A 12,663-nucleotide genomic window follows, 5' to 3' on the forward strand; every position below is an offset into this window, starting at 1 on the left:
CTTAGCCAGGGCGTTTCATCTGGCAGCTGGTGGGGGTGCTGGACACATAGGACTCAAAGGTCTTGACGGGTGCCAGTGTCATGCCGGTGTTCTCGGGGCTGTAGGGGTACTTTTTATCCGCTTTTTGCCACACGGTCATGTACAGGGGCTGCTGCAGCTGGTGGTCGGTCTTGCGCATTTCCACGTCGCCGTTGTAGCTCTTGAACTTCATGCCTTCCAGCGCCGCCGCCACCTTCACAGGGTCGGTGGACTTGGCCTTGGCCATGGCTTCACCCAGCGCGGTGTAGATGTGGATCACCGAGCCGGTGTAGAAGTCGTCATTGAACTTGGTCTTGAACTCGCCCATCCACTTTTCCATGGAGCCACCCATGTTGTAGTGGGCGTAGGCGATCTGGTAGACACGGCCAGCCGAGTTGGTGCCGAGTGCGGTAGGCGTGCCGCTGACCCCGGTGTAGTAGGTGTAGAAGTTGCCGGTGTAGCCGCCTTCATTCGCGGCCTTGACCAGCAGCGAGAGGTCAGACCCCCAGTTGCCGGTGATCACGGTGTCGGCGCCGGACGCCTTGATCTTGGCGATATAGGGCGAGAAGTCGCGCACCTGCGCCAAGGGGTGCAGGTCATCACCAACGATCTGGATGTCAGGGCGCTTGCGGGCCAGGATTTCCTTGGCAAAGCGCGACACTTGCTGGCCGTGCGAGTAGTTCTGGTTCAGCAGGTAGACCTTCTGAATGTCCTTCTTGTCGGCCATGAAGGTAGTCATGGCTTCCATCTTCATGGAAGTGTCTGCATCAAAGCGGAAGTGCCAGTAGTTGCACTTGCTATTGGTGAAGTCGGGGTCCACGGCGGAGTGGTTCAGGAACATCACCTCTTTGCCGGGGTTGCGTTCGTTGTGCTTGGCCACCGCGTCAATCAGCGCGCCAGCCACAGCAGAGCCGTTGCCTTGGGTGATATAGCGCACGCCCTGGTCCAGTGCGGACTTGAGCGCGTTGAGGCTCTCGGTGGGGCTGAGTTTGTTGTCGATACCGACGACCTCAAACTTCACACCCGCCGGGTTGGACTGGCTGAACTTCTCCGCGAAGAACTGGAAGCTCTTGAGCTGGTTGGTCCCCACAGGCGCCATGAGGCCGGACAGGGGGTCGATCCAGGCAATTTTGACGGTCTCTCCCTTTTGGGCCATTGCACTGTGCGCGCAGACTACCAAGGCGGCTGCAGCGGCGAATTTGATTAGGGTTGTCATGGCTTGTCTCCTGTAAAACTCAAGCCGTCGCAGCGTACATTTATTCGTGCGGTGCAGCGCAAGGGTTTCCACCAACAGCTATCACCCATGCGACTGCACGCACTTTTTTAGAGCGTTGGCAGGCGGTAGTCCTTGAGTATTTCGCGCAGTTTGGTCTTCTGCATCTTGCCCGTACCACCGAGAGGGATCGCGTCCACAAATACCACGTCATCGGGCACTTGCCACTTGGCTGTTTTGCCGTCGTAGAAGGCCAGCAATTCATCGCGCGTGACTTCAGCACCGGCCTTCTTCACCACAACGATGATGGGGCGCTCGTCCCACTTGGGATGCTTCATGCCGATGCACGCGGCCATGGCGACTGCGGGGTGGGCCATCGCAATGTTCTCGATATCGATGGAGCTGATCCACTCGCCACCGGACTTGATGACGTCCTTGCTGCGGTCAGTGATCTGCATGTAGCCTTCGGGGTTGATGGTGGCCACATCACCCGTGGGGAACCAGCCATCCACCAGCGGCGATCCGCCCTCCCCCTTGAAATACTCCTGGATGACCCAGGGCCCCTTCACCAGCAAGTCGCCATAGGCCTTGCCGTCCCAGGGCAATTCCTTGCCCTCCTCGTCCACAATCTTCATGTCCACACCGAAAATGCCACGCCCCTGCTTGAGGCGAATCTTCATCTTCCCGGCGGGGTCGAGTGTGAGATGTTGGTTCTTGAGCGTGCAGACGGTACCCAACGGCGATATCTCGGTCATGCCCCAGGCGTGCAGCACTTCCACGCCATACACATCGTTGAATGCCGTGATCATGGCCGGTGGGCAGGCCGAGCCGCCAATGATGGTGCGCTTGAGCGTGGAGAACTTCAGGTCATTGGACTGGATATGGGCCAGCATCATCTGCCACACCGTGGGCACACCAGCGGCAAAGCTCACCTTCTCACTCTCAATCAACTCAAAGATGGATTTGCCATCCATGGCCGGCCCGGGAAACACCAGCTTGGCGCCCGTCATGGCGGCCGTGTAAGGCAGGCCCCAGGCGTTGACGTGGAACATGGGGACCACGGGCAGGATGGCGTCACGCGCGCTTACGCACATCACATCGGGCATGGCCACAGCATAGGCATGCAGGATGGTGGAGCGGTGGCTGTACAGCGCGGCTTTGGGGTTGCCCGTGGTGCCACTGGTGTAGCACATGCTGGATGCGGAGTTCTCGTCAAACTCGGGCCAGGGGTATTGCTCGGGTTGGCTGCCCATCCAGGCTTCGTAGCTTTGCAGACCAGGGATGCCAGTGTCGGCGGGCAGCTTGTCGGCATCGCACAGTGCGATGAAATGTTTGATGGTGGTGCAGCGGCTGTGCACGGCCTTGACGATGGGCAGGAAGGTCGTGTCAAAACACAGCACCTGGTCTTCGGCGTGGTTGGCAATCCAGACGATCTGGTCGGGGTGCAGACGCGGGTTCAGCGTGTGCAGCACGCGGCCCGAGCCACTTACGCCGAAGTACAGCTCCAGATGGCGGTAACCGTTCCAGGCCAGCGTGGCCACGCGGTCACTGAAGGCCAGGTTCAGCTGGTCCAGTGCATGGGCCACTTTGCGGGCGCGTACCGCCACTTCTTTGTAGGTGGTGCGGTGGATGTCCCCCTCCACGCGCCGCGATACCACTTCGCCCTCGCCATGGTGGCGCTCCGCAAAATCAATCAGGGTAGAAATCAGCAGTTGCTGGCTTTGCATCAAACCTAACATGGGGTCACCTCTGGAATTATTCGAATGATCGCTGCGCACCAAAACGGGTGTCGCGCATGCGTCGCCGCATCGTAATCCCACCAAGCCCCTGGAGAAGGCCTGCATTAGTCATATGCGGGACAATTCAGACATGTCTATTTCGTCACATCTGGACGATCCGCTGGATGTGGGTTTGTCCTGGGTCAATCGCTTTGCCACGCTAGGCGATGATTTTTACGCCCAACTCTCTCCAACCCCTTTGCCCGCACCCTATTGGGTAGGCCACAGCACCAGCGCTGCGCAGGCTTGGGGCCTGGACCCACAGTGGCTGCAGTCCGACGATGCTCTGCAAGCGTTCACCGGCAACCGCTCGTTCGCCGGCGGTCTGTCGCTGGCCAGTGTCTACAGCGGCCATCAGTTTGGCCAGTGGGCCGGTCAGTTGGGCGACGGCCGCGCGATTCTGCTGGGCGAAACACCGGGCTGGGAAGTGCAGCTCAAGGGCGCGGGGTTGACCCCGTTCTCCCGCATGGGCGATGGCCGCGCGGTCTTGCGCAGCAGCATCCGCGAGTTTTTGGGCAGCGAGGCGATGCATGGCCTGGGCATCCCGACCTCGCGCGCACTCTGCGTCACGGGATCGGACGCACCGGTGCGGCGTGAGGAAATTGAAACTGCGGCGGTGGTGACACGCCTGGCCCCCAGCTTTATCCGCTTTGGCCACTTCGAGCATTTTTGCCACCATGGGCACCACGACCAGCTCAAGCGGTTGGCCGACTTTGTGATCGACACCCACTACCCGGCCTGCCGTGACGATACCCGCTGGGGCGGCAACCCTTACGTATCGCTGCTCGCTGCGGTGACCGAGCGCACCGCGCAGATGGTGGCGCAGTGGCAGGCCGTGGGCTTTTGCCACGGGGTGATGAACACTGACAACATGAGCATCCTGGGGCTGACCATCGACTACGGCCCCTTCCAGTTCATGGACGCCTATGACCCCGGCCACATCTGCAACCACTCGGACCACCAAGGCCGTTACGCCTTTTACAAACAGCCTAACGTGGCCTACTGGAACCTGTTTTGCTTGGGCCAGGCGCTGATGCCGCTGATTGCGGAGCAAGAGCAAGCCATCGCCGCCCTGGAGACCTTCAAGGCCATTTACCCGCTGGCGTTTGCCCAGCGCATGGCGGCCAAGCTGGGCTTTGCCGAGCTGCAGGAAGCGCACCGCCCGCTGATTGAAGACATCCTGAAGCTGCTGGCGGCCGACAAAGTGGACTTCACCATCTTCTGGCGCCGCCTGAGCCATTGGGCGCGCGAACAACGCGCAGACGATGCCTCGGTGCGTGACTTGTTCCTGGACCGAGTCGGATTCGATGCTTGGTTGCTATCGTATTCAGAGCTGCTTGCGCATATTCCACGGGGGCTAGCGGCCGATTTGATGCTCAAGACCAACCCCAGGTACGTGCTGCGGAACCATTTGGGCGAAGAAGCCATCCAAGCCGCCAAGCGCAAAGATTTCACTGTGGTGGCCGATTTACTGAAAGTTTTGGAGCGCCCGTTCGACGAACACGAGGAGCACGCGGCCTGGGCCGACTTCCCGCCGGATTGGGCGGGCAGCATCGCCATCAGTTGCAGCTCCTAGCCCCCTGCCCTATTCACTCTTTTGAAGGACACCCCATGACCTATCCCGTAACCAAGACCGACGACGAATGGAAGGCCCTGCTGGCCGAGAAAGGCGCCGAGCCCGTGGCCTTTCAGGTCACACGCCATGCCGCCACCGAGCGCCCGTTCAGCGGCAAGTACGAGCGCCAGTGGGCCGACGGCAGCTACCACTGCATCTGCTGCGGCAACAAGCTGTTCGATGCGAACACCAAATTCGACGCCCACTGCGGCTGGCCCAGCTTCTCGCTGGCCGTGCCCGGCGCCATCACCGAAATCACAGACACCAGCCACGGGATGAAGCGGGTGGAAACCGTCTGCAGCCGGTGCGGCGCGCACCTGGGCCATGTGTTTGATGACGGCCCCACGGACACCGGCCTGCGCTATTGCATGAACTCGGCCTCGCTACACTTCACGCCTGCATGAAAACCCTTCTCGACTTCATTCCCATTCTTCTGTTTTTTGCGGCGTACAAGCTGCACGCCTGGTTTGGCGTGGGCAAGGACGAGGCCATTTACTTCGCCACGCCGGTGCTCATGGCTGCCACGGTGGTGCAGATGGCCATCATTTATTGGATAGACCGCAAACTCACCGCCTTGCAGAAAATCACGCTGGGCATGATCCTGGTGTTTGGCGGCATTACGCTGGCCCTGCACGACAAGCGCTTCATCATGTGGAAGCCCACCGTGCTGTATGCGGGCATGGCCATTGCGCTGGCGGTGGCCATCTGGGGCATGAAGAACAACTTCCTCAAGTCCATGCTGGGCAGCCAATTGGAATTGCCGGATTCGGTGTGGCACAAGCTGAACGTGGCCTGGGTGTTCTACACCGCCTTCATGGCCATCAGCAATGGCTATGTGGCCATGTATTACAGCGAAGACGCCTGGGCCAACTTCAAACTCTGGGGCTATGTGTTCCCGCTGGTCTTTCTGATTGGCCAGGGCCTGTACATCGCGCCGCACCTGAAGAACGACGAGCCCTCCGAGGACAGCCCGTCGCCATGAGCGCTGCGACCCTGGACCCCACCGCCGACAACCTGACGCTGCGCCTGCGCGAGCGCCTGGCCCCGACCCGCTTGGAAGTGATAGACGAAAGCTACCAACATGCGGGCCATGTGGGCGCCAATGACACGGGCGTGGGCACCCATTTTCGGGTGCGCATTGCTTCACAATTGTTTACAGGTAAGACTCGCGTTGCACGGCATCGCCTTGTGTATGATGCGCTGCAAGATTTCATTGATCAGGGCCTGCATGCCCTGGCCATTGAGGCCGAAGACTCGCCCTCTGGCAACACCCCCACTTGATAAAAGTATCCCTGAAGGAACCGGTATGAAGAAGCAGATTTTGAGCGCCTTGGCCGCAGCCACCCTGCTGGCCGCGGCATCGGCCGCCATGGCCCAGAACATTGCCATCGTGAACGGCAAGGCCGTTCCCAAGTCGCGTGTGGATGCACTGGCTGAGCAGGTAAAGCGCTCCGGCCGCCCTGTGACCCCTGAAATGCAGGGCCAGTTGAAGGAAGAAATCATTGCCCGCGAAATCTTCGTGCAAGAAGCCCAGGCCCGCGGTCTGGACACTACCGACGACTACAAGAACCAACTGGAGCTGACTCGCCAGTCCATCCTGATCCGCGAGCTGTTCACCGACTTCCAGAAGAAGAACCCGGTGACCGACGAAGAGATCAAGGCCGAGTACGACAAGTTTGCCGCTGCCAATGCTGGCAAGGAATACCGTGCCCGCCACATCCTGGTGGAAAAGGAAGACCAGGCCAAGGCCATCATCGCGTCGCTGAAAAAAGGCGCCAAGTTTGAAGACATCGCCAAGAAGCAATCCAAGGACCCAGGCTCCGGTGCCAACGGCGGTGACCTGGATTGGGCCAGCGCCAGCAACTACGTGAAAGAGTTCTCTGAAGCGCTGACAGGCTTGGCCAAGGGCAAGACCACCGAGACCCCGGTGAAGACCCAGTTTGGCTACCACATCATCCGTCTGGACGACGTGCGCGACGCCCAGTTGCCCAAGTTTGACGACGTGAAGCCCCAGATCGCCCAGCAACTGACCCAGCAAAAAATGGGTAAGTTCCAGGAAGACCTGCGCGCCAAGGCCAAAGTGGAGTAAGCAAAACTTTAGCTTGAATAAGTGGGATTTCTCACGATAAAACGCGGCTTTGGCCGCGTTTTTTTGTTTTAGGCTATGGCCCATGACCACCAAGCACGACATCAGCCACCCCGCCCAACAGCGCTTGGTGCAGCAGCACGTGCCTTTGGTGGGCAAAATTGCCCGCACCATGGCGCATGGCCTGCCCTCCCATGTGCTGACCGATGACCTGGTGCAAGACGGAATTTTGGGCCTGATCGACGCCATCATCCGCACCACCCGGGAGACCTCGGGGGCGGAATTCGAACACTACCTGGCCCAACGCGCGCGCGGCGCCATGTTGGACGGCCTGCGCGCCCTGGACCCGGCAACGCGCCAGATGCGCCGTGCCATGCGCCAGGTGGAGGCCACCATCCAGCAGCTAGGCCACCAACTAGGCCGCACCCCGGTGGAACGCGAAGTGGCCGAGGCCATGCAGATGTCGCTGGAAGACTACCGTCGCCTGCTGCAGCAGGCACATGGTTACCACCTGGTGTCATTGGATGATCTGGATGCCAATGCCGACCTGCACAGCTACCTGGAGCAATGCGCGGGCAACGACACCGACCCACTGGCGCTGTTGGAGCGTGCCGCCTTCCGCAAGGCCCTGGCCCGTGGCCTGCTCACGCTCAGCACCCAAGCGCAGGAGCTATTGAACCTGTACTACGTGGACGAGCACAAAATGCGTGAAATCGGCACCCATATGGGGCTGAGCGAAGCCCGCGTTTCCCAGCTCCACGCCAGCGCCATCGCCGGCCTGCGTGCTCAGCTGCTGGACGCCGAACAAGCCCAGCAGCTGCTGCAGCCGCGCCGCGCGCAGCGCTAGGCCACCACCCACAACCCCGCCAGCAGCACCGGTTGGTGCAGCATGTAGTAGCTCAGGCTCCAGCGGCCCAACACGCCGACAGGCGCCAGGGGGTGCAACCAACGGCAGTTGGCGCGCTTGGCCGGGGTACTGCGCAGCCACCACTGCATCCCAGCCATGCCCCACCACATCACACCCAGCCAGGGAATGAGGGGCACATAGTCTTCGGTGATGGGTTTTACGCTCACCAGGCCCAACCAGTTCAACCACTTTTCATTGAAAAAAGTGCCCATTGCCCCCGTATCTATTGCGCGAGCAGCTATCGATTGCATAGCAATGGCAATGGCGACGGCGCCCAGTGGCCACAGCCAGCGCCCCCACGACGCGGTGAGGCGCACGATGACCAGCATCACCGCCATGCCGTGCAAGACACCAAAGTAAATAAAACTCTTGGGAAACATCAATGCCGAGCCGGCCGTGACCAGCAGCGCGCATAGCGCAATTTGTAGCCAGCGCCGCCCGAACCGTGCCCAGCTCTGGCCCTGGTGCAAAGACAAGGCCTGGCCCGCTCCTGCGCATAGCAGGAACAGGCTCAGGATGCAGGTGCGCTGCCAGGTCCACAACGGATCGCTGTAAAAGTTCTGGTGGAGGTAGCCCGCCTGGTTCAGGTCAAAACAGAAATGGAACGCCGTCATCCACAGCAGGGCCAAGCCCCGCAGCACATCCAGGTTGTCCAGGCGTTGCGCGTTCATGGCTGCAGACGCGCATGGTGGCGCTTGCCCCACAGGGCCAGGCCGGTCCCCACGCAGGCGCACAGCACGGCCACACAGGCCAGACCCGGGCCACCCCAGATGGACACAGCCAAAGCAAATGTGGGTGGTCCCAATGTGGAGCCCAGGTTGCCCAGTTGTGCCACGGCGCCATTGGCACGGGCCTGCAGGGCGCTCTGGTCATTCAGGTAAGGAATCAGCGCAAACGCACTACCGCCCGCCACCCCAGCGCTGAACATCAGCAGCAGCGCCACGGGTGGCAGCCACCAGCCAGCCAACAGACTAACGCCTGCAGCCAGCGCCACGGCGGCTACCGCCATGAAGGCCGTGCGCACCAACACCAGCGGCGACATCCAGTACTGCGCCAACCAGCCCGCGCAAAAGGTGCCCGCCACACTCATAATTGGCAGCACCGCCGCCATCCACAGGCGGTCAGTGCCGGTCAGCGTGGGTACAAAAGTCAACAAGGCTACGGCCATGAAGGTGTAGCAAAGAAAGCACAGGCCCGGCAGCGCCGTGGTCCAGTGGGTATAGATAGCCACATGCTGTGCCAGCAATGCGGCCACGGCCGGGCGCGGGTGGGTCCCCATGGGTACGGCGTCCACTGGCACCAGCACCCACACTGCCACCCAGGCCAGCGCCAGTACCGTGGCGTGCAAATAGAACACGGCGCTGAGGCCCAGCTGCGCCAGCACCAGCGGCAATACGGCCGCCGAGATGGCGAAGGCGGCACCCACAAAAGTGCTCCACAAGCCCATGGCTACCGAGCGGTGGTCGGGCCCGGCACTGGCAGCCATCAGCGTGGGAGCCGCCACCACTACCGCCAAGTGCGAGGCGCCCTCGAAGGCGCGCGTAGCCCAGAACAGCGGGAACGGCAGGAGAAACGACTGCACCAGGGCGAGCACGGTGCCCAGACCCAGGCCTGTCAGCAGCAGGCGTCGGTAGCCGATGGAGGGCGCAAACAAGCCCATGGTCACGCCGCACAACAACCCCACCACGCCCACGGTCGACAAAATCCAGCCCATGCTGGCGGCCGACACCGCGTAGTGGCTCTGCAGGGCCATGAAGGCTAGCGAGACCTTGGAAAACTGCATGGCGGCAACGATGCCGCACAGCCACAGTGTGATCACGCTGGGCCAATGGGTGGGGAGTGCTTTGGACATGGGAAGCGCCGCAGTGTACAGGCTGGAATCCGCCCGGCGCGAAGCGCTGGACAGCGCGGGACATAACTGGGTACCCTATGCCTGCGGCGACCGCTGTCGTCCGCGAGGAGAAACTGCCATGGCCACGTCCAGTTCTGCGCACAGTCCCCACGACGTCACCCCTCTGGTGGCGGCCATTGCCCGCAACGCAGGCGAAGGCACGCTGGGCAAGTTTCTGGAAGGCTACCGCTGGAGCGTACTGACGCTGTACGTACGGCCCACCGCACTGCAGCGCGGGCAGTTGCTGATTGCCCAGGGTGCGCGGGAGCGTTCCCTGTATTTTTTGGAGGCTGGCGACCTGAAGGTAGACATGAAGACCGACACCGGTCTGGTGCACCTGGCCATCTTGGGGCCGGGCACCGTGGTGGGCGAAGGCGGCTTTTTCTCCGGCCTGCCACGCAGCGCATCGGTGGCCGCCTACAGCGACTGCAAAGTGTGGGAAATGGAGCAGACCCAGTTTGCCGCCCTGGCCCACGAGCACCCCACGGTGGCCCTGGCGTTGAGCCAGGCCCTGGGTGCGGTGCTGGCCAGCCGCCTGCTGGACGTCAACAAGCGGCTGGCAGTCACCTAAGTTCGGGCTATTTGTACCAGCCGCGCGGACCGGCCTTGTCGGCACGGAACTGCGCGTACTCCGCCACCGGGTACACCGCGCGGTACTTGGGGGCCCAGAACTGCTTTTCTGCTCCGGTCTTAATTTGCTCGAGAAACACGGGCAACTCCTGCGCGGCCACCATCGGCTGGCCGTTGTCCGGCACCATGAAGGGATAACCGATCTGCTTCGTTCCCAGGCTGCGCAGCAGGATGGCCATGTCCCGCCGGTCCAGGTCACCCAAAGTGCAACCAGCGCTGGTATCCCCGGCCGGATACTGCTGGCTTGCTTTGACTAACCCCTGGTGCCAGGTCTCTGCGTTGTCGTTGGCGCACCAGATGTTGTGCACCTTGTCCTGACGGGCCTTGTCGCTGGGGTTCAGCGTGGCGGGCACGATATAGAAAGTGGCGTCCACCTTGTCGCCGGCGCTCTCCAGCATGCGCTCCAGTTTTATGCAAAACGGGCAGTCATACGCAGAGAGCAGCAGGATGCGGTTGGTGCCCTTGCCGCGCTTGAGCTGGATCAGCTTGTCAAAGCGGATGTTGTGGATGATGGCGTTGAGCACGCCACTTTTCTCCTCATCGCTGATGGGGGCGGGTTTGCTGATCGGCTGGGTCCACTGGGTGATCTGGGTACCGTCTGTTTGCAGAATCAGGCTCACGGACTCGCTCACGTAATACGGAGCCGAGTTGGGGCCGAAGTCAATGCGGTACAGGTCCTGAAAGATGGTCTCGCTGACGCGGCCATTGTTGTAGAGCTTGGCAATCTCAGCGCTCACGCTCTTGATGTCTGCCTGCGCGGGTGAGACCGTGAGCAACGCAGCCGTCAGGCCGAGCATTGACAGCAGCGCGCGCCGCGCTCTTGGTATGGCTGAAAGGAACATGGTGTGGGTTCCTCAGAGCGCGGGTTTGGCTGCGCGGTTTTTTTCGTCTTCCAGCGCCTTGTTCCGCTGCGTATCCATCACCTTGAACCAGTCGACAAAGGCGCCCACGTCCATGGCAAAGGACGAAAACTGGTCCGCCAGCCCGTCCTGCTTGCTGGACTTGGCTGACACGCTGTAAAGCGTGGCGCATGCCGTGGTGGGCGCCACGGGGTAGTACAGATAACCTCGCATACGCCCACCGCCAATGGAATAGTCCTTGAGCGACTCAAAGCAATTGCCATTGCGGGGCTTGTCGTAGACGTTGACCCACTCAATCTCCTTGCCGGCTTTGTCGTACATCCAATGCTGGCCGTACCCCGTGGGCTTGATGCTGGCCGGGTCGTGCTTGCCGAATTTGGCCGCGGCATCTGCAATAGCCTTCAGCGCTGGGCGGTCACCGGCGACGTATTCATTCTTGGTAATCGCCCAGACTTTGTTGGTCAACGGCGAAATGCTGAAGTTCAGGATCTTGTTTTCGTTGGAAAACTTGGGGCCGAAGGTGTAGTTGTCAAAAGATCCGGTCTTGCCGTCTATGGTCAGGTTCAGCGTGGTTTTGACGGTATCTACGTAGACCTTGTTTTGCAGATCGTTGTTGGCAATCTTCAGCGCTTCCTGCGCATCCATACCCAGGCGGATACCGCCCACATCGGGCTCCGCCGCATGGGCCGCGCCCACCAGACTCGCACCCATCGCCCACACCAAGGCCCATTGGCCTGCTGTTTTTGTCATCATGTTCTCTCCCTTGCGCTTCGGATTAAAAAATGGCTGCCCCCAAGCCGGGGTGTCATGCCGCACGCAAGCTTATCGATCGCCTTCTAGCGGCCTGAAGAGCCATGAATGCCAATTGCAACAAACTGTTTCAAGCGAGAATTTATTCCTTGAAAAGGTGAAAAAGTTGACTACGCCATACCTTGCCTCAAGGCGACGCGCATAAAAAAGGGCTGGTGATCACCAGCCCTTTGGGGGTCACAATGCCGAGGCGTTTCAGGCCACTTCAGTGATGAACTGTTCGCGTGGGCGGCGCACCTTTTTCAGGTTCACCAGCCAGTCACCTTCTTCGGCACGGTAGCCCAGGGGCAAGATAGCCACGCTGCGCAGGCCGCGGGCGTTCAGGCCCAAGATATCATCCAGCGCCTTGGGGTCAAAGCCTTCCATGGGCGTGGCATCGACTTGCTCTTCAGCGGCGGCAATCAGAGCGGTTCCCAGGCCGATGTAGGCCTGGCGGGCGGCGTGCTGGTAATTCACTTCGGCATCGCGCTGGGGGTAAGTGCCCAGCAGCATCTGGCGGTAGTTTTCCCAGCCTTCGTTCTTGATGCCACGCTCGGCGTTCACCAGGTCAAACATGGCGTTGATGCGCTCGGCGGTGTAATTGTCCCAGGCGGCGAAGACCAGCAGGTGCGAACTGTCAGTGACTTGTTCCTGGTTCCAGGCAATGGGCTTGATACGCTCGCGCACCGCTTTGCTGGTGACCACAAACACTTCATAGGGCTGCAAGCCGCTGGAAGTCGCAGTCAGGCGCACGGCCTCCAGAATGCGGTCCACCTTCTCCTGGGGCACCACCTTGGCGGGATTGAACTTCTTGGTGGCGTAGCGCCATTGCAGTTTGTTGATCAGGTCGGACATGTCGGGAACTTTCAAAAATAG

The 12,663-nt window shown here is 60.9% G+C and carries 14 protein-coding genes; 7 read left to right on the plus strand and 7 right to left on the minus strand.

The window, feature by feature from the left end; translation table 11 throughout:
• Position 1: 1 nt before the first annotated feature.
• Entirely contained in the window at positions 2 to 1,234 is a 1,233-nt protein-coding gene (locus J2X15_RS02530) for a branched-chain amino acid ABC transporter substrate-binding protein (RefSeq protein WP_310339180.1), read from the minus strand.
• Between the two features lie 107 nt (positions 1,235 to 1,341).
• The gene (locus J2X15_RS02535; RefSeq protein WP_310339181.1) at positions 1,342 to 2,970 is read right to left on the minus strand and encodes a 3-(methylthio)propionyl-CoA ligase; all 1,629 of its coding nucleotides are present in this window, start codon (positions 2,968 to 2,970) and stop codon (positions 1,342 to 1,344) included.
• A 130-nt stretch (positions 2,971 to 3,100) separates the two neighbouring features.
• On the opposite strand from J2X15_RS02535, the gene J2X15_RS02540 reads away from it, so the two are divergent.
• The 6 genes from J2X15_RS02540 to J2X15_RS02565 all read left to right on the plus strand — a co-directional run bounded on the left by J2X15_RS02540 (position 3,101) and on the right by J2X15_RS02565 (position 7,557).
• Positions 3,101 to 4,585 carry a protein adenylyltransferase SelO gene (locus tag J2X15_RS02540; RefSeq protein WP_310339183.1) on the plus strand — a complete coding sequence of 495 codons (1,485 nt, stop codon included), beginning with the start codon at positions 3,101 to 3,103 and terminating at the stop codon, positions 4,583 to 4,585.
• Between the two features lie 35 nt (positions 4,586 to 4,620).
• On the plus strand, positions 4,621 to 5,028 hold the full coding sequence (msrB, locus tag J2X15_RS02545; RefSeq protein ID WP_310339186.1) for a peptide-methionine (R)-S-oxide reductase MsrB: 408 nt from the start codon (positions 4,621 to 4,623) through the stop codon (positions 5,026 to 5,028).
• Complete coding sequence (locus tag J2X15_RS02550; RefSeq protein ID WP_310339188.1) at positions 5,025 to 5,606, plus strand: septation protein A; 582 nt, start codon at positions 5,025 to 5,027, stop codon at positions 5,604 to 5,606. Before msrB ends, J2X15_RS02550 begins: the two co-directional genes overlap by 4 nt.
• Positions 5,603 to 5,905, plus strand: a complete 303-nt coding sequence (locus J2X15_RS02555; RefSeq protein ID WP_310339190.1) for a BolA family protein — start codon at positions 5,603 to 5,605, stop codon at positions 5,903 to 5,905. Before J2X15_RS02550 ends, J2X15_RS02555 begins: the two co-directional genes overlap by 4 nt.
• 25 nt (positions 5,906 to 5,930) lie before the next feature.
• Entirely contained in the window at positions 5,931 to 6,713 is a 783-nt protein-coding gene (locus J2X15_RS02560; protein WP_310339191.1) for a peptidylprolyl isomerase, read from the plus strand.
• Positions 6,714 to 6,795: 82 nt separating this feature from the next.
• Positions 6,796 to 7,557: a FliA/WhiG family RNA polymerase sigma factor gene (locus J2X15_RS02565; protein ID WP_310339193.1), complete on the plus strand. Its 762-nt coding sequence runs from the start codon at positions 6,796 to 6,798 to the stop codon at positions 7,555 to 7,557.
• On the opposite strand, the gene J2X15_RS02570 is transcribed toward J2X15_RS02565, so the two are convergent.
• Positions 7,554 to 8,288 (minus strand): heparan-alpha-glucosaminide N-acetyltransferase, encoded by a 735-nt coding sequence (locus J2X15_RS02570; protein WP_310339196.1) that lies wholly within the window; start codon positions 8,286 to 8,288, stop codon positions 7,554 to 7,556. The genes J2X15_RS02565 and J2X15_RS02570 overlap by 4 nt on opposite strands.
• Positions 8,285 to 9,469 carry an MFS transporter gene (locus J2X15_RS02575; protein WP_310339198.1) on the minus strand — a complete coding sequence of 395 codons (1,185 nt, stop codon included), beginning with the start codon at positions 9,467 to 9,469 and terminating at the stop codon, positions 8,285 to 8,287. Before J2X15_RS02575 ends, J2X15_RS02570 begins: the two co-directional genes overlap by 4 nt.
• A gap of 118 nt (positions 9,470 to 9,587) precedes the next feature.
• On the opposite strand from J2X15_RS02575, the gene J2X15_RS02580 reads away from it, so the two are divergent.
• A complete protein-coding gene (locus J2X15_RS02580; protein WP_310339199.1) occupies positions 9,588 to 10,079 on the plus strand; it encodes a Crp/Fnr family transcriptional regulator in 492 nt (163 codons plus the stop codon).
• 7 nt (positions 10,080 to 10,086) lie between these two features.
• On the opposite strand, the gene J2X15_RS02585 is transcribed toward J2X15_RS02580, so the two are convergent.
• The 3 genes from J2X15_RS02585 to J2X15_RS02595 all read right to left on the minus strand — a co-directional run bounded on the left by J2X15_RS02585 (position 10,087) and on the right by J2X15_RS02595 (position 12,642).
• Positions 10,087 to 10,980 carry a thioredoxin domain-containing protein gene (locus J2X15_RS02585; protein ID WP_310339202.1) on the minus strand — a complete coding sequence of 298 codons (894 nt, stop codon included), beginning with the start codon at positions 10,978 to 10,980 and terminating at the stop codon, positions 10,087 to 10,089.
• Between the two features lie 12 nt (positions 10,981 to 10,992).
• A complete protein-coding gene (locus tag J2X15_RS02590; RefSeq protein WP_310339204.1) occupies positions 10,993 to 11,748 on the minus strand; it encodes a hypothetical protein in 756 nt (251 codons plus the stop codon).
• 255 nt (positions 11,749 to 12,003) lie between these two features.
• A complete protein-coding gene (locus tag J2X15_RS02595) occupies positions 12,004 to 12,642 on the minus strand; it encodes an NAD(P)H-dependent oxidoreductase (protein ID WP_310339206.1) in 639 nt (212 codons plus the stop codon).
• Between the last annotated feature and the right edge of the window lie 21 nt (positions 12,643 to 12,663).

It is taken from the genome of Rhodoferax saidenbachensis (genome assembly GCF_031457975.1).
GTDB lineage: Bacteria > Pseudomonadota > Gammaproteobacteria > Burkholderiales > Burkholderiaceae_C > Allorhodoferax > Allorhodoferax saidenbachensis_A.

What these genes read in the sequence shown, in the direction of transcription:
- J2X15_RS02530 (WP_310339180.1), bottom strand. Translation starts at nt 1,234, where the DNA reads ATGACAACCCTAATCAAATTCGCCGCTGCAGCCGCCTTGGTAGTCTGC.
- J2X15_RS02535 (WP_310339181.1), bottom strand. Translation starts at nt 2,970, where the DNA reads ATGTTAGGTTTGATGCAAAGCCAGCAACTGCTGATTTCTACCCTGATT.
- J2X15_RS02540 (WP_310339183.1), top strand. Translation starts at nt 3,101, where the DNA reads ATGTCTATTTCGTCACATCTGGACGATCCGCTGGATGTGGGTTTGTCC.
- msrB (WP_310339186.1), top strand. Translation starts at nt 4,621, where the DNA reads ATGACCTATCCCGTAACCAAGACCGACGACGAATGGAAGGCCCTGCTG.
- J2X15_RS02550 (WP_310339188.1), top strand. Translation starts at nt 5,025, where the DNA reads ATGAAAACCCTTCTCGACTTCATTCCCATTCTTCTGTTTTTTGCGGCG.
- J2X15_RS02555 (WP_310339190.1), top strand. Translation starts at nt 5,603, where the DNA reads ATGAGCGCTGCGACCCTGGACCCCACCGCCGACAACCTGACGCTGCGC.
- J2X15_RS02560 (WP_310339191.1), top strand. Translation starts at nt 5,931, where the DNA reads ATGAAGAAGCAGATTTTGAGCGCCTTGGCCGCAGCCACCCTGCTGGCC.
- J2X15_RS02565 (WP_310339193.1), top strand. Translation starts at nt 6,796, where the DNA reads ATGACCACCAAGCACGACATCAGCCACCCCGCCCAACAGCGCTTGGTG.
- J2X15_RS02570 (WP_310339196.1), bottom strand. Translation starts at nt 8,288, where the DNA reads ATGAACGCGCAACGCCTGGACAACCTGGATGTGCTGCGGGGCTTGGCC.
- J2X15_RS02575 (WP_310339198.1), bottom strand. Translation starts at nt 9,469, where the DNA reads ATGTCCAAAGCACTCCCCACCCATTGGCCCAGCGTGATCACACTGTGG.
- J2X15_RS02580 (WP_310339199.1), top strand. Translation starts at nt 9,588, where the DNA reads ATGGCCACGTCCAGTTCTGCGCACAGTCCCCACGACGTCACCCCTCTG.
- J2X15_RS02585 (WP_310339202.1), bottom strand. Translation starts at nt 10,980, where the DNA reads ATGTTCCTTTCAGCCATACCAAGAGCGCGGCGCGCGCTGCTGTCAATG.
- J2X15_RS02590 (WP_310339204.1), bottom strand. Translation starts at nt 11,748, where the DNA reads ATGACAAAAACAGCAGGCCAATGGGCCTTGGTGTGGGCGATGGGTGCG.
- J2X15_RS02595 (WP_310339206.1), bottom strand. Translation starts at nt 12,642, where the DNA reads ATGTCCGACCTGATCAACAAACTGCAATGGCGCTACGCCACCAAGAAG.